The sequence below is a fragment of the Janibacter sp. HTCC2649 genome, from assembly GCF_000152705.1.
Classification (GTDB): Bacteria; Actinomycetota; Actinomycetes; order Actinomycetales; family Dermatophilaceae; genus Knoellia.
Map to the genome: position 1 here is coordinate 1,956,425 of NZ_CH672413.1, position 20,379 is coordinate 1,976,803.

Genomic DNA, 20,379 nt, shown 5'->3' on the forward strand with positions numbered 1-20,379 from the left:
CACTGGGTCGATGGACAACTCAGCGGCACAGGCCACGTCGGTCGAGGCGACGTTCACGGTGACCGAGGACGACACCGCTGCTGCGCTCGGATCGGGGAGCCTGCCCGTCCTTGCCACGCCGCGGTTGCTCGCGTGGCTCGAGGCGGCGACGTGCACGTCACTCGAGCCGTTGATCGGCGTTGGACGCACGAGCGTCGGCACTCGGGTCGACCTGCAGCACAGCGCCGCCTCACCTGTCGGCGCAACGGTCATCGTCACGGCTGACCCGGCCTACGCCGATGGGCGACTGAACCGACTCAGGGTGAGCGCACGGCATACCGACGGGAAGGTCGTCGCCACCGGCGAGATCACCCGCGTCATCGTCGACACCGACCGCTTCCTGGGGCGAATCCAGTGACGTCGCCGCGGCAGCACGTGAAGAACGCCGCTGGCTTCGCCCTCGTGTGGGTCGCGGCCAAGGCAGCGCACCGCGTGCGGTTCCGCACCCTGGGCTCGGTGCCGCGGACCGGCCCGGTCATCCTCGTCGCCAACCACCTCACGATGACCGACCCGCTCGCGGTGGCGCGGGTGGCCATCGGGCACCGGCGTTTCCCCCACTTCCTCGCGATGCAGGAGGTGTTCGGCTGGCCCGGTGTCGGCGCGCTCGCGCGCGCGACCGGCCAGATTCCGGTGGCCCGCGGTTCGGCGTCCGCGGCCGACGCCCTCCGCAGCGCGTCGGAGCGGCTCGCGCAGGGCCAGCTCATCGCGCTCTATCCCGAGGGGCGGCTCACGACCGAGCCCGACCAGATGCCGGGGCCGGCTCGCACCGGTGCCGCACGGCTCGCGCTCCAGCACCCCGAGGCACCGGTGATCCCCGTGGGCACGTGGGGACCCAAGCAGGGCAACGAACACCTCTGGCACCGGCACACCGCCTGCCTGTCGGTCGGGCCGGCCATCGACCTGACACCGTGGGCGGGACGCACGGATGACGCCGCCGCTCGCGAGGTCACCGACGCGATCATGGCCGCCATCCGCGCCGAGATCGCGCACGCCAAGCAGATGTGGCACACCCGCTGAAACCAGAAACGCCCCCGCCACGAGGGCGGGGGCGTCAACTGAGCCGCTTATCGGAATCGAACCGATGACCTATTCATTACGAGTGAATCGCTCTGGCCGACTGAGCTAAAGCGGCGTGGTGCCCGAACCGAAGGTCAAGCACGCCGGACGAGTATACGAACAACCCCGCCCCATCGCGAAACCGGCCACTCCAGCCCCTGGCTCGCGCGGCCCAACGGAGCTGTGGCGGTGCCGGTCGGGCCCGGAGCGCCAGCTGCGCTGGGGACGGAAGGTGAGCGGGCGGCATACCCACCGCAGGTCCATCGGCTCAGCCGATCAGCACTTGAGCCCGTCCTTGGGGAGCGTGCCCTTGAGGTAGAACTCGTCGATCGGCTTGTCGACACAGCTGTTGGAGCGCATGTATGCCGTGTGCCCGTCGCCGTCGTAGGTGATGAGTGAGCTCTTGGCCAGCTGGTCGTGCAGCCGTTCCGACCACTCGTAGGGCGTGGCCGGGTCGCGGGTCGTGCCCACGACGACGATCGGCTCAGCGCCCTCGGCCGTCACCTTCTTGGGTGGCTCGGTCGAGCGCTCGGTCTTGACCGGCCAGGAGCCGCAGGTCAACGAGGACCAGGCGAGGAACGGCCCCCAGGTCGGCGCCTCCTTCTTCGAGGCCTCGGCCAGCGCCTCGTGCTCGGGGATGTCGGCCGACTCGGGCTTGTCGAGGCAGTTGACCGCGTAGATGACTTCCATGATGTTGCCGGAGTAACCGCCGTTGGGCTGCCGGTCGGCGTAGGAGTTGGCGAGCCCCATGAGGTCGGACCCGTCGCCCTGGAGCGCCGCCCGCATCGCCTCGACGAGCGCGTCCCACATGCCCTCGTCATACATCGCGGAGGCGATCCCGGTCGACGCCCACCCCTCGGTGAGCTCGGTGACGGCGGTGTCGCCCGTCTTGGGAAGGGGCGTCTTGTCGACCTGGGCGAGGAAGTCGCGGATGCCCTGCATGACACCGTCCACGGTGCTGCCGAGCGGGCAGTTCCCCTTGTCGATGCAGAACTGCGCCCACGCACGGGTCGCGGTCTCGAAACCCTTGGCCTGGCCGAGGTTCACCTCGGCGGAGGTGAGGTCGGGAGCGACGACCCCGTCGAGCACGAACCGCCCGACGAGCTTCGGGAACAGGTCGGCATACGTCGCACCGAGATAGGTCCCGTAGGACTTGCCGAGGTAGTTGAGCTGAGTCTCGCCGAGGCGCGCGCGCAGGATGTCCATGTCCTTGGCAGCGTCGACCGTCGAGACGTGGCCGAGCAGGGGGCCAGCGTTGGCGCCGCACTTCTCGGCAAAACCCTTGGCGTTGGCGGCGAAGGCCTGCTCCTCGGCGGGATCGTCCGGCGTCTGCTCCGCACCGAGGAACTGATCGAGTTCGGCGTCGCTCACGCAGTCGATCGGCGCCGAGCGACCCACACCGCGGGGATCGAACCCGACGACGTCAAAGCGTTCGCGCACACCGGAACCCACGATGAAGTCCGCGGCCCGCGCATAGTCGACACCGGAGCCACCGGGGCCGCCCGGGTTGACGACGAGAGCGCCGATCCGCCGCGACTGCTTGCTCGCCGGCACCCGCAGGACGGAGATCTGGATCGTGTCCCCGTCCGGTTTTGCGTAGTCCTGCGGCACCGTGAGCTGCGCGCACTGTCCGCCCTGGCAGCTCTGCCACTTCAGGTCCTGGGCATAGAACTGCTCAGTGCCCTCCATGCCGGCCGGCGGCGTCTGCGGCCCGACCGAGGCGGGCTTCACCTCATCCCGGTTGAAGAGGTCCTCGACGGCGGAGCAGCTCGACAGCAGCAGGGCAGCCGAAGCCAGGGCAGCGATGGGGGCGACACGACGCATGCGACGACCCTACGGGCCGTTCCTGAGGTATGCCGTCCGCCCCCGTCAGCGGGGCAGGCGGAGTTCCAGGGCCATCGCCTCGAGCGCGAGCAGCGGCTGAACGTTGGCGGCGATGCGCTCACGCGCCGTGCCGATGGCGTCCATCGCGACGAGCACCCGGACAGGGGAGAGCACCTGGGCCACCTGCTGAACGGTCTGGCGGGCGTCCTCGTTGACGAGCGCTGTCGGAGCACCGGTGTGCAGGACGAGGGCATCGCGATAGACCGACAGGAGGTCGACGAGGGCGCGGTCGACCATGTCGCGTGAGAAGCGGGTCGCGCGGGCCTTTTGGTCCTTCTCGAGGGAGGTCACCTGCGAGCGGATGTGGGGAGGCTGGGTCCTGGCCGACGGATCGGCGCCGAGAACCTCGAGGAGCTTGGCCTTCTCGGCGGCGTCGCGTTCGGCCGACGACGCCTGGGACTCCTCGGTGGCGATCGTTGACAGGTCCGAGGCGGCATCGATCGCGTCGCCGACCGTGCGGATCTTCGAGGCGAGGGTGATGACGTCGTGGCGGCGGATGCGGGCGTTCTCGTCGCGAGCCAGCCGACGCGCAAGGCCGACGTGGCACTGAGCTGCGCGGGCGGCATACATGGCCATGGGCGGGTCCACGCCGTCTCGGCGAACCAACAGATCGGCCACGGCTTCGACGGACGGGGTCCGCAGCCGCACGTGCCGCGAGCGCGAGCGGATCGTGATGATGACGTCCTCGACCGAGGGCGCGCAGAGCATCCAGACGGTCCTCGGCGTGGGCTCTTCGAGGGCCTTGAGCAGGGCGTCGGCCGCGCGCTCGGTGAGGCGGTCGGCGTCCTCGACGATGATGACCCGCCACGTGCCGACGGACGGGCGGTGGGCCGCGAGCGCGACGAGGTCACGGGCCTGCTCGACCTTGATCGAGAGGCCCTCGGTGGCGATGAGGTCGACGTCGGCGTGGGTTCCGTCGGCAGCGGTCCGGCACTCGCGGCATTCGCCACACCCACCCGAGGGGCACTGCAGCGCGGCCGCAAAGGCACGCGCCGCGACCGAACGGCCGGACCCCGGCGGACCGGTGAACAGCCAGGCGTGGGTCATCGAGGCCGGGTCCGTGACGGCCCGCGACAGGGTGGCGATGGCCGGGTCCTGTCCGATGACGTCACGCCAGACCGTCATGCCGGCCCACCCTCGGCGAGGAGACCGGAGGACTCGAGGCGCCCCATGACGGCTGCGTGGATCTCGTCGGGTGGGGTCGTGCCGTCGACGACGAGGTAGCGCTCCGGCGACCCTTGCGCCATGGCGAGGAAGTGGTGACGGATCGCGTCGTGGAAGGCGTCGGCCTCGGACTCGAGCCGGTCGTGGACCTCCCCACGACGACGTCGCCCCTCCTGCGCCGTGACGTCGACGATGACCGTGAGGTCGGGGACGAGGGAGCCGACCGCCCACATCTGCAGCTCGTGGACCTCGGACGCACCGAGGTCGCGCCCCGCGCCCTGGTAGGCGACAGCCGAGTCGGTGTAGCGGTCGGTGATGACGACAGAGCCGCGGTCCATCGCCGGGCGGATGAGCTGGTCGACGTGGTGCGCCTTGTCTGCGGCAAAGAGCAGGGCTTCGGCCCGCGGTGAGACGTGGTCGCCGTGGAGTACGAGGTCACGGATCTGGGCACCCAGAGGCGTCCCCCCGGGCTGGCGGGTCACGACGACCTCGCGGCCCAAGGACTCCAGGGCAGCGGCCAGCAGACGCACCTGCGTCGACTTGCCCGCGCCGTCGCCGCCCTCGAAGGCGATGAAGAGTCCCTGTGTCACGCGCCCGAGCCTAGGCGAGCCGGGAGACACCGACGCCTCGTGTGCCTCAGCGCGAGCCAGAGGTCGCACTGAGGCCCACGAGGCGAGGGGTCAGCGGGAGTGGCGGTCGGCGTTCGCGTGGATCGCGTCCCGCACATAGACCGCGAGGCCCGGCTGGATGTCCTCGTAGGTCTTCGTGAACCGCGGGTCGGCGACGTACATGTCGGCGAGGTTGCGGTGGAAGTCGTGGCTGAGGTCGTAGAACCACGTCTCGATGTGGACCCGCGCGGCCTCCGCGGCATCCATCGCTTCGGTCGAGTCCGCCGACAGTCCAGCCTTCAGCGCCGCGACGAAGGCGTCGTTGTTGGCGGCCGCCTCGGCCTTGACCTTCTCCCAGTCCGCGACCGTGTAGTTCTTGGTCCGGCCAGCCGACTGCTTCCAGGCGTCGGTCTCGCCCCAACGCTCCTGCGCCTCGGCCTGGTACTCGTCCTTGAACCCGTCGCCGAAGATCTCCTTGAGGTCCTCGCGGGTCGCCGGCTTGTCGTTCATCTCTCTCTCCAATGCTCGGTCGATCGCGTCGACGAGCCCGTGCAGCTCCTCGACCTTGGTCATGACCGCGTCGCGTTGGCGCCGAAGGTGCTCGAGGGTCGAGCCGTCACCACGGAGCAGGGCCGCCACCTCGTCGAGGGGCAGGTCCAGCCGCCGGTAGGTGACGATCGTCGCCAGTCGCTCCAGGTCCTCTGAGGTGTAGAGGCGATAGCCGGCACGGGTGCGCTCGGACGGGCTCAGGAGGCCGATCTCGTCGTAGTGGTGCAGCGTTCGCACCGTCACGCCGAAGGTTTCGGCCACCTGCCCCACCGTGAGCATCTCCATGTCGCCAGTGTCTCGCGACCAAACACCTGAAGTTGCGGTCTGTGTTCTCACATGAGCAACCGTCCTGCCTCACGTCGCGTGAGGGTCAAGTCCCTTCCCTTGCGTCTGCGGATGCGGTTGCCAGAACGACCAGATGCACAGACGCAACGGGGGTGGTGCAGGGTCAGGGTTGGCGGGGGCGGCGGGCTTCGAGGCCGTCGAGGGTGACGTCGAGGCCGAACTCGAACTCGGTCTGGTCGTCACAGAACCCCAGCGTCTCCTCGGGGCCGTCGACGTGGGCGGCATTCGCCAACATGGCCACGAGGTTGGGCACGAGCCCGGCCATTTGGGCGAGGACCTCTTCCGACGTGTCCTCGGCACCTTCGCCCGGATCGAAGAGCTCCTGGTTGAACCCGAGGACCCGGCTGCCAAGGGCGTGCAGGGCGTGGTGGGTGAGGTCGTGACCGAAGCCACCTGCCATGAGGATCGCCACGACCCCGTCGTAGTAGCGCACCACTTCAAGGCTCATCTGCGTGCGGCTCTGGAGCGCTGCCGGCATCCACTTGTGCCTGAGCATCACCTCACGGGCCGCGAGTGACCTGGAGCGCATTGCGCCCGCCCAGTCCTTCGTGGGATCGGGCAGGTCAAGCCCGGAGATCTCCGCGTTGAGCTCGGCGCCGACGTGCTCGACCATCGCGTCGAGCAGCGCCTCCTTGTTGGCCACGTGGTTGTAGAGGGACATCGCCTCGACGCCGAGCTCGGTCCCGAGGCGTCGCATCGACACCGCGTCGAGTCCGGAGGTGTCGGCGAGCTTCACGGCGCGGCGGAGCACCCGGTCGCGGCTCAGCGGCCGGCGCGTGGGGCGAGCGGCGCCGTCGGCGCGGGCCGTTCCGGTCGTGCGTCGCGCGGTGTTCGTCACGGGTGTCCTCCTGTCGGTGGGCATCGTATCCGTTCGGGCCATTGACGTACTTACACCGTAAGCCCTACCTTACAGCGTAAGTAGTCGGCGAACCCGCCGCCCACCCCGCACCAGGAGGTTCGTCATGACTGACTCAACGCAGGCCCCCACCCGGGACCACGCGACCAACTCCCCCGTCCCCGCAACGATGCGGTCCGCGTTCCACGAGCGCTACGGCGCCCCCGAGGACGTCGTGTCCGTCCGCACCGTCCCCACCCCGAAGCCGGCCCCGGGCGAGGTCCTCGTCAGGGTCCGCGCTGCGTCGGTCAACGCCCTCGACTGGCACTACGTCACCGGCCTGCCGATGTTTGCCCGTCCGAGCCTCGGGCTGCGGCGCCCCAAGCGTCAGGTCCCCGGCGCTGACGCCTCCGGTGAGGTCGTCGCCCTCGGCGAGGGCGTCACCCGTCACGCCATAGGCGACCCGGTCTTCAGTGAGGTCGACGGCGGCGGGTTCGCCGAATATGTCATCGCACCGGAGGACTGGTGGCAGCCACTGCCCCAAGGCGTCTCCCACGAGCAGGCCACGACGCTCGGTGTCGCAGCCGAGACCGCCCTCCAAGGTCTGCGCGACTGGGGCAACCTGCACGAAGGACAGCGCGTTCTCATCGCTGGAGCTTCGGGTGGAGTCGGGAGCTTCGCCGTGCGCCTGGCCAAGCTCCTCGGCGCCAGCCACGTCACCGCCGTGTGCAGCACCCGCAACGTGGACGCCGCCCTGGCCGGTGGCGCAGACCGCGTCGTCGACTACACCCGCGAGGACGTGCGCGACCTCGGCGACCGGTTCGACGTCTTCTTCGACAATGCCGGCACGATGTCCCTGCGCGAGTGCCGCAAGCTGCTCGTCAAGGGCGGCACCTATGTCTCGATCACCGCCCCGAAGACCAAGTGGGTCAAGCCGATGCCACGCATGCTGAGCGTCCCGCTCCACTTCGCCCTCACCAGCGAGAGCGCGCCCGCCTTCAAGGTCGCGTCACGCAGCGCAACCGACCAGTCCTGGCTCGCCGCCCAGATCGCCGCCGGTCGCCTCGAACCCCTCATCGAACAGCGCTGGTCACTCGAGGACGCTCCCGAGGTCCTGCGCCGCCAGGGCGAGTTCCACGCGCAGGGCAAGTCCCTCGTCATCCCGTGAGGACCGTGGGAGGGTGAGCCATGAGCTTCCTCAGCGCGCTGTCCGGCTCGTTCTCCACCCCGGCCGACGACAACCCGACGGTGGCGATGATGGAGGCGGCCTACGCAGCAGCGGGGCTCGACGCGCGCTACCTCAACTGCGAGGTGTCGTCGGCTGACCTGGCCGACGCAATCCTCGGCGCCAAGGCCATGGGGTGGGTCGGGTTCAACTGCTCGATGCCGCACAAGGTCGCCGTCATCGACCACCTCGACGGCCTCGGCGAGTCGGCGGAGCTCATCGGTGCCGTCAACTGCGTGGTGGCCCGCGACGGCGGCCTCATCGGCGAGAACACCGACGGCAAAGGATTCGTCGAGGCGATGCGCGAGCTGCGTCACCCGGGCGGGACCCACGTCGTCGTACTCGGCGCGGGCGGCGCGGGCCGAGCCATCGCCGTCGAGGTCGCTCTCGCCGGTGCGGCCCACGTCACCGTCGTCAATCGCAACATCGCCCGGGGCGAAGCCCTCGCCCAGCTCGTGGGCGACCGCACCGAAGCCACGGCGGACTTCCAGCCCTGGACCAGCGCGTATGCCGTCCCCACCAGTGCCGATGTCGTCGTCAACGCCACGTCGGTCGGGTTGGGCGACGCCGATGCCCTCATCGCCATCGACCTCGAGAGTCTGAGACCCGAGCTGCTGGTCGCCGACGTGATCCCCAATCCGCCGCACACGGCATACCTGCGCGCGGCAGCGCAACGAGAGGCGCAGACGCTCGACGGACTGGGCATGCTCGTCGCCCAGGGTGCGGTCGCGATCGAGCTCTGGCACGGCATCAGTCCCGACCGGGACGTGATGCGAGCGCGACTCTCCGAGGTTCTGGGCCTCAAAACGCCGAACTGACGAATACCTGTACCGTCCTTGTCGTTCCCTCGTCGGAGCAGCGACGAATCCGCTGCACGAGGTGATCAGCAAAGGAACAGGTACGCCATGAGTCCGACCAGCACGGGCCGCAAGCTCGTCATCGTCGAGTCACCCGCGAAGGCCAAGACCATCGCCGGATATCTCGGCCCCGACTGGATCGTTGAGGCGTCCGTCGGCCACATCCGCGACATCCCGACCCCGTCGGAGATGCCCGCCGACATGAAGAAGGGCCCCTTCGGTCGCTTCGGGGTCGACGTCGACAACGACTTCGAGCCCTACTACGTCGTCGATGCGGACAAGAAGAAGAAGGTCGCCGAGCTCAAGAAGGCACTGAAGAGCTCTACTGAGTTGTATTTGGCCACAGATGAGGACCGCGAGGGCGAAGCCATCGCGTGGCACCTCCTCGAGACCCTGCAGCCCAAGGTCCCGGTCAAGCGCATGGTCTTCCACGAGATCACCAAGGAAGCCATCCAGCGCGCCGCAGCCAACACCCGCGACCTCGACACGGCCCTCGTCGACGCGCAGGAGACCCGCCGCATCCTCGACCGTCTCTACGGCTACGAGATCTCGCCGGTCCTGTGGCGCAAGGTCAAGGCGGGCCTGTCCGCTGGCCGCGTCCAGTCGGTCACCACGCGCATGGTCGTCGAGCGTGAGCGTGAGCGCATGGCGTTCCGCAGCGCCAACTACTGGGACGTCGAGGGCGAGTTCACGCCCGACGCCGCGTCTTCCGCCTTCACGGCTCGCCTCTCGCAGGTCGACGGCAAGCGCGTCGCCAGCGGTCGCGACTTCGGCGACGACGGCCGCCTCAAGGGCGAGGTCGCCCACCTCGACGAGGCTGCCGCGACCGGGATCGCCCACGCCGTCCTGGCCGCCGACGTCACGGTGACCAACGTCGCCGAGAAGCCCTACACCCGCCGCCCGAGCGCACCGTTCACGACGAGCACCCTGCAGCAGGAGGCCTCGCGCAAGCTGCGCCTCAGCTCCAAGAACGCGATGCGCGTCGCTCAGCGTCTCTACGAGAACGGCTACATCACCTACATGCGTACCGACAGCACCGCGCTGTCGCAGTCCGCCCTCACCGCCGCCCGCCAGCAGGCGCGCGACCTCTACGGCGGCGACTACGTCCCCGACGCACCGCGCAACTACGCCAAGAAGGTCAAGAACGCGCAGGAGGCCCACGAGGCCATCCGCCCCGCCGGTGACCGTTTCCGCACGCCGGCCCAGGTCGCCGGCGAGATTCGCGGTGACGAATTCGCCCTCTACGAGCTGATTTGGAAGCGCACGATCGCCTCGCAGATGGCCGATGCGAAGGGTTCGACGGCCACCGTGAAGCTCGGCGCCACCCTTGATCGCGAGGCGCCCGCGGAGCAGGTCGAGTTCACCGCCAGCGGAACGGTCATCACGTTCCGAGGCTTCATGGCGGCATACGAAGAAGGCCGTGACGAACAGCGCAACGCGAACGCCGACGAGGAGCGTCGCCTCCCCCGCATGGGCGAGGGCACCGAGCTCAAGGTCATCCGCGCCGAGGCCGACGGTCACGACACGTCGCCGCCCGCCCGCTACACCGAGGCCACGCTGGTGAAAGCCATGGAGGAGAAGGGAATTGGTCGCCCGTCGACCTACGCCTCCACCATCGGCACCATCCAGGACCGCGGCTACGTGTCGAACCGCGGCAACGCGCTCGTGCCGTCCTGGCTCGCCTTCGCGGTGACGCGCCTCATGGAGGAGCACTTCACCCGACTCGTCGACTACGACTTCACCGCGTCGATGGAGGAGGACCTCGACCAGATCGCCAACGGTGACGCCCAGCGCGCGACCTGGCTCAAGCGCTTCTACTTCGGTGACGAAGCCACGTCGAGCGAAGGCCTGCGCGACCTCGTCGCGGACCTCGGCGACATCGACGCGCGCGCCATCTCGACGATCGACATCGGCGACGGCATCGTCGTGCGCGTCGGTCGCTACGGCCCCTACGTCGAGGAGGTCGCCCCCGCCGGTGTCGACCCCGTCACCGGCGAAGTCACCGAGGCGTATGCCGGTGACTCCGCGTCCGAGGGCGACGCTCCTGCCGCTCCGCGTCGCGCCACGATCAACGACGACATCGCGCCCGACGAGATGACGCCCGAGAAGGCCCGCGAGCTGCTCGCCACTGCCGCCGACGACGGTCGCGTGCTCGGCCAGGAGCCGGAGACCGGTCGCGACATCATCGCGAAGTCCGGGCGCTACGGTCCGTACGTCACCGAGGTCCTTCCCGAGGAGGTCGCCGCACTCAAGGGCAAGAACAAGGTGAAGCCGCGCACCGCGTCGCTCTTCAAGGACATGGACCTGGCGACTCTCGACCTCGACACCGCGCTCAAACTGCTGTCGCTTCCCCGCGTCGTCGGCCTCACGACCGACAAGGTCACGGGAGAGGACGGCAAGGAGTCCGAGAAGCAGGTGGAGATCACCGCGCAGAACGGTCGCTACGGTCCCTACCTCAAGAAGGGCACCGACTCGCGCTCGCTCGAAACCGAGCAGCAGCTCTTCGACATCACGCTCGAGCAGGCCGAGGCGATCTACGCCAAGCCCAAGGAGCGTGGCCGGGCTGCGGGCAAGCCGCCGCTCAAGGAGTTCGGCCCCGACCCCGTGTCGGGCAAGCCGGTCGTCGTCAAGGACGGCCGCTTCGGCGAGTACGTCACCGACGGCGAGACCAACACGACGCTTCGCCGCGACGACGACCTCGAGACGATGACCGCTGCTCGCGCGTTCGAGATGCTCGCCGAGAAGCGCGCCAAGGGTCCGACGACTCGCAAGCGCGCCGCCAAGAAGACGGTGAAGAAGGCCGCCACCAAGAAGACGGCTGCCAAGAAGACCGCGGCCAAGAAGACGACGGCGAAGAAGGCCACCAAGAAGGCCTGACCCCACCTCGGGCATTCACACGGGGCCAGACGCGCGACACACCGCGCCTCTGGCCCCATGTGCAATGGCGGTGGCGAGTTCTCGCCACTGCGGCACGCCAGACGGGTGCGACCGACTACCCTGACGCTGCCGTGCCAAGGGGGCCGGCCGCTGCGGACGGGGTACGTCCGCCAGAACCAAAGGCCTGGCACGATGCGCACCGCCCTTCGACGACTCCTGTCCACCCTCGGGGCCGCGGCCCTCGTGACCACCTTCGTCACGGCCTCGCCCGGCGCCTCCGCGGAAGCCGCGGACGCGGCATACCCGACCCTCAACGGGATCACGATGACAAAGTCGACCGTGACCGCCGGGTCGTCCATCACTGCCGCAGTGGACGCCAGCGACGACGTCGGCATCACGTCGGTCTCCATTCGATTCGTCAACACCGAGAACTACCTGCAGACGATCTCAGTGACGCGTCCTTGGCGCAGCGACGGGCTGCTCTCGGTCTCAACCTCGGCGGAGCTGGCCAACGGGCCCTACTCACTTCGTGCTGTGACGCTGTCGGACGCCTCGGGCAAGAAGGCGGAGTACCTGTCTGCAGGCCGCAAACTGACCCTCACCCCGGCCGTGCCCGACGGGCCGACCACCCACTCCCTCGACCTCGCGGCGACGGCGTTCGCCGTCACCGGCGGCGCCGACCTCACGGCGCCGCGGGTCACCTCGGTCGCCCTGCCGATCAAGCCGTCCACCGCTGGCTCCACGGGACGTCTCGAGTTCACGGTCGATGACGCCGGTCCCGTGACCGCCTCAATCGTCTGGGCCAGCTTCGCCGCAGACAGTGAGTACACGTTCGGCCCCCAGACTGCCACCGGTGGTCGGATCAACGTCCCATTCACACTCGGCCTTCCCGGCACCCACCGACTGGCCTACATCATCGTCACGGACGAACGCGGCAACCGCCGCCAGTACGACAGCGCCGGGAGGGCGACCTCGGTTGGATGGAGCGGGACCCACACGTTGGACTTCTCCCGGTTCGACTTCTCCCAGAAGCCGGCGGCACCAACCCCCATCGTCACGCCGCACCCGGCGTCCGTGCGGGTTCATCTCCACGCCACTGCGGAAGAGGCGAAGGCCCTGACCGGATGGCGAGTCGTCGTCAACCCCGGCAACATCGTGCGGGACGTCCCCATCAGTGAAGGGGCCACCCAGATCGACATCAAGGGCCTTGTCAACGGGACCACCTACAGCGCCTCCACCATCGGCCGCAGCACGGCCGGTGACAGCGCTGCGACCACCCTGTCCGTGCGACCCATGCAGTCCACGAACGTCTTCGCTGTCACGGACGCCACTGGCGGTGACCTGAACGTCGACGTCGTGGCCCGACAGCCCAGGACCACCACCACTGAGGGGCAGACCTACATCTACCCGACGAACGGAAAGGGTGCATGGGGTAGCCGCGTCACTGGCTTCGGCGCTGAGGAGAGGAACTGCGCCCGCGTTGCTCCAGGCGACATCTACGACCTGTATCGGTCCGAGGTCCTCTGCTACGGCAACGCGCTCACCGCGCTGAGCCGCGATGGCAGCGGAACCGTGATCGGCACAGCAGGGTGGTCGTCCATGCGGTTCGTCGACGGCGGTCAGGACCTGACCGGCGACGGCTGGCCCGACATCGTCGGCGTGACATCCGACGGCGTGCTCAAGATCTACCAGACAGGATCCGCGAGTCGCATCGTCTCCACGACGACCCTCGGCAGCGGCTGGAACGCCTTCACCGCGCTCCTGCAGGTCGGTGACTTCTCCGGTGATCGCAAGGCGGACCTGGTCGCTGTCGACACGGCCGGACGCCTGTGGATGTATCCGGGCAACGGCCGAGGTGGCTTCGGCGCACGCGTCGGGATCGGCAGCGGTTGGGGCGGCTTCGGCGCGGTCCTGCCGCTGCGCGACTTCAATGGTGATGGCCGGGCCGACATCGGCGCCATCACCACTGACGGCAAGTTGCTCCTGTACCCGGGCAACGGTCGCAATGGCTTCCTCACGGCCAAGACCATCGGCACCGGCTGGGGCGTGTACCTGTGATGCGCGCTTCCCTCCGACGGGCCCTGTCCATCCTTGGAGCGGTGGCCCTCGTGACCACCTTCTTCACGGCCTCGTCGGGCGCCTACGCCGAGCCGACCACTGACTCGCCAGAACTGACGTCCTTCTCGGTCGACCCCGGTCCGTATCGCCCTGGGGACCTCATCGACTTCCACTTCAGCATCAGCAACGCCGACCTCTTGCAGAGGGTGTCGGTCGAGTACCGCGAGTCCGAGACCGGGCACCTGGATGGCTTCAAGCCGTCTTGGGACTACTCCCCGGTCACGGGAGTCGCAACCCTGCCCTACGTGGTTCCAACGTCTCTCAGCACCATGCCGTTCGCGGACGTCACCTATCCCCTTCTCTCCGTCAACCTCCAGGACCGGCAAGGACGATGGACGCGCTACTGGTCCGACGGTTCGTTCAGCTCGGAGACTCAGCCGGGCGACACCCACGACGTTCCCCTCTCGTCCGAGATGACGTTCGTGGATTCCCCTCGCGATCACACACCCCCGGTCCTGAAGAGCCTGACGATCTCACCACTCACGGTGACGGCTGACGCCCCGGTCACCATCAGCTACTCCGCCTCGGACCCCGCCCTGTACAGCGTCAGCGTGCTGGGCTTTGACGAGACCAACTCGTGGACCCAACTGGCCTTCTTCGCCCAGACTGCCCTCCCCACCACGGGGAGCACCACGTGGTCCTACGGCCTGCCTGAGCGTGTGAGGCTGGAACGCGTCGATGTGGCCGACCGCTTCGGAAACGTTGCGCGCTACTACCCAGATGGACGGCTGACCAGTGGCGCCAAGTACGACTACGAGGCCACGGTCACGACGCACTCCGTCGCACTGCCGACGACACCCATCACGGTGCGCGCCAAGGCACCAGTCGGGCTGACCGCGGAGGCTGCCAGCACCTCTGTGCGGCTTCGCTGGTCCCAGCAGGCTGATCTGGGACATCGCATCGTGGTCTCCCCCGGCGGAAGGGTGCTCACCGGCGCCGGAGGCGCAGGCGCGCGCGATGTCCTCGTCACCGGCCTCAACAACGCAACCGCATACTCGTTCTCGGTCGTGGCCACCTCCACCGTGGCAGACAGCCTTCCGGGACAGGTGACTGCCACACCGCGCATGTCGATGCGGGTGTTCGGCACCGGGAACCACCACATCAGCAACCGTGGACACGACCTCTGGGGAGCCCCACGGCCAGGGGCAACAGAGCAGAACCGGTGGCTCTCCTACCCGGGCTCGGCGGCGGTCTCTTCGGCAAGACCGGACTCAGCCACATCTCCGCCGACTTTGCGCCCTTGCCCGGATCGGCCACCGGTCGCGGCCCGGGCGCACCTCTTGGCGCCATGTACCTCTCGGGTTCCTCCTTGGTGGAGCCCACACCCGGCGACCCGCGCGTCATCGGCAAGGGGTTCAACATCTTCCGCACGATCGACGCGTCCTCCGACCTCACCGGGGACGCCATCGCCGACCTCATCGGCATCACTCCGGCAGGTGACTTCTACCTCTACACGTCGACGTCCACCGGGGCCATCGGACGCGGCGTGCGGCTCGGCAGCGGTTGGGGCGCCTTCCACACCGTCTTCTCCCCGGGCGACTTCAACGGAGACACCCGCTCCGACCTCGTCGCGGTCGATGGTCTGGGCAAGCTCTGGCTCTATCCCGGCAATGGCCGTGGCGGCTTCGGCGCACGCGTCGGGATCGGTACGGGCTGGGCTGGTTTCGGGTCGGTCCTGCCCATGCGCGACTTCTCCGGCGACGGCAAGGTCGACATCGGTGCCATCACGACCGACGGCAAGCTCCGGATGTATCCCGGCAACGGCCGCGGCGGCTTCCTCACCTCGTCCCAGATCGGGACCGGCTGGGGCATCTTCCTCTGATCGTGCAAGCCCAAGGCACGGCAGCGACTACTCTGACGCTGCCGTGCCTTGGGGGGCGGCCGTTCGCGGGCTGACGATTCGCCCGCCGCTCACCTGAAAGTCACACCTGTGCGTTCCCCCCTGCGACGACTCCTGTCCTCCCTCGCCATCGCCGCTCTCGGCGCCACAGTCCTCGTCTCGCCGTCCGCCGCCGAGCCGGAGCCCGACACGACGCCGGTGCTGCGGTCAGTGGGGTTGCCAAACTTGCCTTACGTCCCTGGGACGCAGGGCACGGTCTCGTTCGACGTGGACTCGCCCACCCCGATTCAAAATGCCTATGTCATCCTCACGCAGCCCTCGATCTCTCTCGGGGAGAGTGTCCGGCTCACCATCCAGGTTCCGCCCGCGGGATGGCACAGCGGCGAACTCACCTTCACCACGCCGGCCGGCCCCGCGAGCGCGCCTCGCAACGGTCAGCACCAGATCCAGCTCGTGACCCTCATCAACAGCGCGGGTGCGTCCACCTACGGTCTGGGCGGCTCAGCGGACCTCTCGGCGCAGTTGACTGTCGTCGACTCCCCTCGAGACGACGTCCCACCCAGGCTTGACTCCCTCACCTTCCCCGAAGTGGGGACAGTCGGCGTGCCCGCGTTTGGGCGGTACAGCCTGACGGAAGCGTTCCCACGTGAGACCGACATCTACGGGGTGCGAAGCGACTATCCCTACGAGACTCTCGTGGCTTTCCACAACAAGGCATCGACCGGGCCTCTCGCCATGTCGATGCAGTCGGTCGGCGACATTCGTGTGACCAAGGTTCTTCTCAAGGACATTGCTGGCAACTCCGCCACCTACCTGCCCGACGGCACCTTCACGGCGACGTCAAACCTCGGTGGCACCACCACAGGGCGACATTCCCTCGCCATTTCCTCCCGAGTCGCGTTCCTCCCCGCCGCGGCAACCTCGGTGACCGCTGTCCCCCGGAGTGCGGGCGCGACGATCAGTTGGGACCAGCACTACTCCGCTGGATTCAAGGTCACTGTTCAGCCAGCCGGGCTGGTCTTGGAAGACGCGCCTGTTGCCCAAGGGGTCGATAGGCGAACGTTGACCCTCCCTTCGCTGCCCAACGGAACTGTGCAGACCGTGACCATCACGCCGACGTCGCCTTTCGGCAATGGTCCCAGTACCACCACGACCGTTACGCCTCGGATGGGGGCGATGCGCGTGTTCGGCGCCGGCGACCGCAGCAAGGACGGGAGGGCTGACCTCTGGGCTGCTCCGACCACCACCGACCCGAAAAGCACCGCGACCTGGCGGCTCTACAAGGGCGCAGGGGCTGGCAAGTTCGCTGGCACGATGACCAGCCAGATCCCCGCCACGAAGGCTCCCTTCCCCGGGGCCACCACGGCTCGCGGCCCCGGCGCATCACTCGGCGCCCTCCACCTCTCCGGCGCGGACCTCGTCGAGCCCACAGCCGCCGGCACAAAGGTCATCGGCAAGGGCTTCAACATCTTCCGCACCATCGATGCCTCGTCGGACCTCACCGGCGACGGAATCGCCGACCTCATCGGCATCACGCCGGCCGGCGACTTCTACGTCTACCCGTCCACCTCCACCGGGGCGATCGGCCGAGGCACCCGCCTCGGCTCCGGCTGGGGCGGCTTCCAATCGATCTTCACTCCCGGCGACTTCAACGGAGACACGCGGGCGGACGTCATCGGCGTCGACGGCCTCGGCAAGCTCTGGCTCTACCCGGGCAACGGGCGCGCGGGCTTCGGAGCACGGGTCCTCATTGGGTCGGGTTGGGCCGCGTTCGGTTCGGTGTTCCCGATGCGCGACTTCTCCGGAGACGGCAAGGTCGACCTCGGCGCCATCACCGCAACCGGCGCCCTCCGGATGTATCCCGGCAACGGCCGCGGCGGCTTCCTCACCTCGTCCCAGATCGGGACCGGCTGGGGCATCTTCCTCTGAGAGCCGCTCAGATGACCCGGGCGAACTCGCGCCATCGCGCGAGCATCCCCGCGTCGTCGGCGACGAACTCCTCGCCGCGGTTCCACAGTCCGAGATAGAGCTCGGCGGCGCTGCCGTTGAACGTCACGTCAACGTCGTCGAGCTCCGCAACACCCGGCGTATGCCGTGTGCTCACCAACGGTTCTGCGCTCACCTCGACGATCCAGGCGAGGTCAACATCGCTGGGGCGCACCGCGATTCGCATCGGCGTCTCGCTGCGCAGCTGATACTTTCCGCGCGGCAGGAAGCCGGTGAGCAGCTCGTCGATCCCGTCCGCAGCGACAGTCGCGCCGATGTCGGCGAGGTGAGCGGACGGCATACGCGACAGCTTTGCCGACAGCGCGTCGACCGCGTGGATCGTCGTCTCGTGGCACTGTCGGCGCGTCCAGAACTCGCGAGCCGCAGGCGCATCCTTGAGGAAGACGAGGGCGTCGAGGTCGGCGGGCGCGGCTTCGAGAGCCGCGACCAGCGCCGCGCCACCCTCCGCCACCCAGCGGACCGGATCGGCGAGCGCCAGGCCCTCGCGCTCGAAGGCCTCGATGTCACGCGCACCCTCGCCGTCACCCACGATGTTGGCGGTGGCCCAACGGTGCACGGCGCCCTGGTGCGCGAGGAGGTCGCGGACCGTCCAGCCGGGACACGTCGGAACGGGCGCGTCGAGGCCAGCCGATGCGGCGTCACGGACGAGCCGGTCGGTTGCCGCGGTCAACGCCACGAGGTGAGACTCACGATTCATGGCTGCATCGTTCCCCATCGGTGTGACCGGAGGCACGGGAGTGCGCGCCTTGTCGCCCTACCTACTCACAAGTAGGGTCGATCCTTGACCCCACGTACCTCAATGAGGAGGAGCCTCACGATGACTGACATCGACCCCACGAGTTTCGCCACGATGGCCCCGGCCGAGTTCGCGGCCACCGTCAAGAAGCTCTCCGACAAGGAGATCAACGAGCTCATGGGCGGCGAGCACCGTCAGGCCATCCTCGACGCGATCTTCAACCGCTTCCCCACGCTCTTCAACGCCGAGAAGGCTGCTGGCGCCGACGCCCGCGTCAACTGGCGGATCACCGGTGGCCCGGACGGCACCGATGACACCTACGCCGTGGTCGTCAAGGACGGCGCCTGTTCGGTCGAGAAGTCCCCGACCGAGGAGCCGAAGACCTCGATCATGCTCGGCCCGGCCGAGTTCGCGAAGCTCATCACCGGCTCCGGTAACCCCACCATGATGGTGATGATGGGCAAGATCAAGGCTCGCGGGGACCTCAGCGCGGCCATGGCCTTTCAGAACTGGTTCGACACCCCCAAGGCCTGATCGGATGTCGATCAGCCTGCTCACCGTCGGCACGGTCATGGCCAAGCGCGGCATGCTCGCGCCCGGCCCTCCCCACCGCCAGATCAGCCAGCTCCGCTCGCTCCACAAGTGGGGATTCGGCCTCGCCGGCGAACTCCGTCAGGCCGCACACCGGAGCCCCAAGCAGATCGCCGTCATCGACGAGCTGCGTGGGTCCGTCACCTACGGCGAGCTGCTCGCCAGGTCCGAGCAGGTCTCGGAACTGCTGAGCGCCAGGGGTTTCCGTCCCGGACAGCGCCTCGGCCTCCTCGCGCGCAACCACGTCGGGGCGATCGAGATCATGACCGGTGCGTCGGCTGTCGGCATCGACCTCGTGCTCATGAACACCGGCCTGTCGGCGGGCCAGCTCGCCCTCGTCGCCGGACAGCAGGAGCTCACCGCCCTCATCCACGACGACGAGTTCGATGGTGTGGTCGGTGAGCTGCCCGACGCGATCACGGTCATTCGCGAGAGTGACTGGGTGGCCGAGCTCAACGCTGCGCCCGTGGCCACCTCATTGGCTCCCCCGGCCAAGGGCGGCCGCACGATCATCCTCACGTCGGGGACAACCGGCACTCCCAAGGGCGCCGCTCGCAAGACCCCCGGCGGCTTCGGTCCGCTCATCTCGATCATCGAGCGCATCCCCCTGCACGCGGAGGACCGGATCCTCATCAGCGCGCCGATCTTCCACACGTGGGGGTATGCCGCGATGCAGCTGAGCTTTGCCCTGCGGGCCACGATCGTGCTCCAGCGGCGCTTTGACCCGCAGGCGGCCAAGGACCTGTTGGAGATGAAGGCGTGTCACGCAATGTTCGCCATCCCCGTGATGCTGCAGCGAATGATGGAACTGCCTGCTGACCCCGCCGGCAAGAAGCGGCGCCCGAACCTGCGGACGGTCGCAACGTCGGGATCTGCCTACCCGCACGGGTTCACGACGAAGTTCATGGACGAGTACGGCGACGTGCTCTACAACCTCTACGGCTCCACCGAGGCGTCCTGGATCTGCATCGCGACTCCGGAGAACATGCGCCGCGACCCCGACACCGCCGGCACGCCGCCGCTGGGCACGGTCGTCAAGATCCTCGATGCCGACAACAACGAGGTCACTCCGGGCGAGACCGGTCGGATCTTCTGCGGCAACGACCTCGTCTTCGACGGCTACACCTCCGGGTCCACCAAGGACTTCGTCGACGGGCTGGTGTCCACCGGCGACATGGGCCACGAGAAGGACGGCCTGTTCTACGTCGACGGTCGGGACGACGACATGATCGTCAGCGGTGGGGAGAACGTCTATCCCATCGAGGTCGAGTCCCTGCTCGTCGACCACCCGGCGGTGCGAGAGGTGTCCGTCGTGGGCGTCCCCGACCCGGACTTCGGTCAACGTCTGGCAGCGTTCATCGCCCTCAACGACGGGGCGCAGCTGAGCGCCGACGAGGTCAAGGCGCACGTCAAGGAGCACCGGGCGCGTCACTGCGTGCCACGTGAGGTGCACTTCCTCGAGGAGCTGCCCCGCAACGCCACCGGCAAGATCCTCGCCCGAGAACTCCGGGCCAGCATCACCTGATCCAGCCAGCGACTTTGTGCCCCAAACGGACACGCATCCTTGGCCGAAGGCCTCCGTCTGCGTGTCCGTTTGGGGCACGAAGTCGGGAACGCACGAACGACGGACGCCCCCGGTGGGGAGTGC

Annotated in this window: 16 protein-coding genes and 1 tRNA gene; 10 read left to right on the top strand and 7 right to left on the bottom strand. The window is 68.4% G+C overall.

The genetic code is table 11. The features are described 5' to 3' along the window. Positions 1–10: 10 nt before the first annotated feature. The gene (locus tag JNB_RS09390) at positions 11–397 is read left to right on the top strand and encodes a thioesterase family protein (protein WP_009776210.1); all 387 of its coding nucleotides are present in this window, start codon (positions 11–13) and stop codon (positions 395–397) included. Continuing rightward, the gene (locus tag JNB_RS09395) at positions 394–1,056 is read left to right on the top strand and encodes a 1-acyl-sn-glycerol-3-phosphate acyltransferase (protein ID WP_009776211.1); all 663 of its coding nucleotides are present in this window, start codon (positions 394–396) and stop codon (positions 1,054–1,056) included. The genes JNB_RS09390 and JNB_RS09395 overlap by 4 nt, the downstream gene beginning before the upstream one ends. A gap of 41 nt (positions 1,057–1,097) precedes the next feature. Here JNB_RS09395 and JNB_RS09400 read toward each other — a convergent pair. The 6 genes from JNB_RS09400 to JNB_RS09425 all read right to left on the bottom strand — a co-directional run bounded on the left by JNB_RS09400 (position 1,098) and on the right by JNB_RS09425 (position 6,483). Continuing rightward, positions 1,098–1,171 (bottom strand) — tRNA-Thr (locus tag JNB_RS09400). 200 nt (positions 1,172–1,371) lie between these two features. After that, positions 1,372–2,919: an alpha/beta hydrolase gene (locus JNB_RS09405; protein WP_009776212.1), complete on the bottom strand. Its 1,548-nt coding sequence runs from the start codon at positions 2,917–2,919 to the stop codon at positions 1,372–1,374. A 45-nt stretch (positions 2,920–2,964) separates the two neighbouring features. Next, on the bottom strand, positions 2,965–4,104 hold the full coding sequence (locus tag JNB_RS09410; protein WP_009776213.1) for a DNA polymerase III subunit delta': 1,140 nt from the start codon (positions 4,102–4,104) through the stop codon (positions 2,965–2,967). Beyond that, a complete protein-coding gene (tmk, locus tag JNB_RS09415; protein ID WP_009776214.1) occupies positions 4,101–4,733 on the bottom strand; it encodes a dTMP kinase in 633 nt (210 codons plus the stop codon). Before tmk ends, JNB_RS09410 begins: the two co-directional genes overlap by 4 nt. 90 nt (positions 4,734–4,823) lie before the next feature. Continuing rightward, entirely contained in the window at positions 4,824–5,585 is a 762-nt protein-coding gene (locus tag JNB_RS09420; protein WP_009776215.1) for a MerR family transcriptional regulator, read from the bottom strand. Between the two features lie 163 nt (positions 5,586–5,748). Then, the gene (locus JNB_RS09425) at positions 5,749–6,483 is read right to left on the bottom strand and encodes a TetR/AcrR family transcriptional regulator (protein ID WP_009776216.1); all 735 of its coding nucleotides are present in this window, start codon (positions 6,481–6,483) and stop codon (positions 5,749–5,751) included. Between the two features lie 124 nt (positions 6,484–6,607). On the opposite strand from JNB_RS09425, the gene JNB_RS09430 reads away from it, so the two are divergent. The 6 genes from JNB_RS09430 to JNB_RS20420 all read left to right on the top strand — a co-directional run bounded on the left by JNB_RS09430 (position 6,608) and on the right by JNB_RS20420 (position 17,326). Beyond that, entirely contained in the window at positions 6,608–7,648 is a 1,041-nt protein-coding gene (locus JNB_RS09430; RefSeq protein WP_009776217.1) for an NAD(P)-dependent alcohol dehydrogenase, read from the top strand. 20 nt (positions 7,649–7,668) lie between these two features. Then, positions 7,669–8,523: a shikimate dehydrogenase gene (gene aroE / locus JNB_RS09435; protein ID WP_009776218.1), complete on the top strand. Its 855-nt coding sequence runs from the start codon at positions 7,669–7,671 to the stop codon at positions 8,521–8,523. A gap of 87 nt (positions 8,524–8,610) precedes the next feature. Next, positions 8,611–11,439, top strand: a complete 2,829-nt coding sequence (gene topA, locus JNB_RS09440) for a type I DNA topoisomerase (RefSeq protein WP_009776219.1) — start codon at positions 8,611–8,613, stop codon at positions 11,437–11,439. Between the two features lie 192 nt (positions 11,440–11,631). Then, positions 11,632–13,497: a VCBS repeat-containing protein gene (locus JNB_RS09445; protein WP_009776220.1), complete on the top strand. Its 1,866-nt coding sequence runs from the start codon at positions 11,632–11,634 to the stop codon at positions 13,495–13,497. Between the two features lie 1,222 nt (positions 13,498–14,719). Beyond that, complete coding sequence (locus JNB_RS09450; RefSeq protein WP_009776223.1) at positions 14,720–15,379, top strand: VCBS repeat-containing protein; 660 nt, start codon at positions 14,720–14,722, stop codon at positions 15,377–15,379. A gap of 108 nt (positions 15,380–15,487) precedes the next feature. Further along, a complete protein-coding gene (locus tag JNB_RS20420) occupies positions 15,488–17,326 on the top strand; it encodes a VCBS repeat-containing protein (RefSeq protein ID WP_009776224.1) in 1,839 nt (612 codons plus the stop codon). Positions 17,327–17,333: 7 nt separating this feature from the next. Here JNB_RS20420 and JNB_RS09460 read toward each other — a convergent pair whose 3' ends face one another. Then, positions 17,334–18,101: a maleylpyruvate isomerase family mycothiol-dependent enzyme gene (locus tag JNB_RS09460; RefSeq protein ID WP_083784460.1), complete on the bottom strand. Its 768-nt coding sequence runs from the start codon at positions 18,099–18,101 to the stop codon at positions 17,334–17,336. 120 nt (positions 18,102–18,221) lie between these two features. On the opposite strand from JNB_RS09460, the gene JNB_RS09465 reads away from it, so the two are divergent. Beyond that, complete coding sequence (locus JNB_RS09465) at positions 18,222–18,674, top strand: SCP2 sterol-binding domain-containing protein (protein WP_009776226.1); 453 nt, start codon at positions 18,222–18,224, stop codon at positions 18,672–18,674. 4 nt (positions 18,675–18,678) lie between these two features. Further along, positions 18,679–20,256 (top strand): AMP-binding protein, encoded by a 1,578-nt coding sequence (locus tag JNB_RS09470; protein WP_009776227.1) that lies wholly within the window; start codon positions 18,679–18,681, stop codon positions 20,254–20,256. Positions 20,257–20,379: the final 123 nt, after the last annotated feature.

What these genes read in the sequence shown, in the direction of transcription:
- JNB_RS09390 (WP_009776210.1), top strand. Translation starts at nt 11, where the DNA reads ATGGACAACTCAGCGGCACAGGCCACGTCGGTCGAGGCGACGTTCACG.
- JNB_RS09405 (WP_009776212.1), bottom strand. Translation starts at nt 2,919, where the DNA reads ATGCGTCGTGTCGCCCCCATCGCTGCCCTGGCTTCGGCTGCCCTGCTG.
- JNB_RS09410 (WP_009776213.1), bottom strand. Translation starts at nt 4,104, where the DNA reads ATGACGGTCTGGCGTGACGTCATCGGACAGGACCCGGCCATCGCCACC.
- JNB_RS09420 (WP_009776215.1), bottom strand. Translation starts at nt 5,585, where the DNA reads ATGGAGATGCTCACGGTGGGGCAGGTGGCCGAAACCTTCGGCGTGACG.
- JNB_RS09430 (WP_009776217.1), top strand. Translation starts at nt 6,608, where the DNA reads ATGACTGACTCAACGCAGGCCCCCACCCGGGACCACGCGACCAACTCC.
- aroE (WP_009776218.1), top strand. Translation starts at nt 7,669, where the DNA reads ATGAGCTTCCTCAGCGCGCTGTCCGGCTCGTTCTCCACCCCGGCCGAC.
- topA (WP_009776219.1), top strand. Translation starts at nt 8,611, where the DNA reads ATGAGTCCGACCAGCACGGGCCGCAAGCTCGTCATCGTCGAGTCACCC.
- JNB_RS09445 (WP_009776220.1), top strand. Translation starts at nt 11,632, where the DNA reads ATGCGCACCGCCCTTCGACGACTCCTGTCCACCCTCGGGGCCGCGGCC.
- JNB_RS09460 (WP_083784460.1), bottom strand. Translation starts at nt 18,101, where the DNA reads ATGAATCGTGAGTCTCACCTCGTGGCGTTGACCGCGGCAACCGACCGG.
- JNB_RS09465 (WP_009776226.1), top strand. Translation starts at nt 18,222, where the DNA reads ATGACTGACATCGACCCCACGAGTTTCGCCACGATGGCCCCGGCCGAG.
- JNB_RS09470 (WP_009776227.1), top strand. Translation starts at nt 18,679, where the DNA reads ATGTCGATCAGCCTGCTCACCGTCGGCACGGTCATGGCCAAGCGCGGC.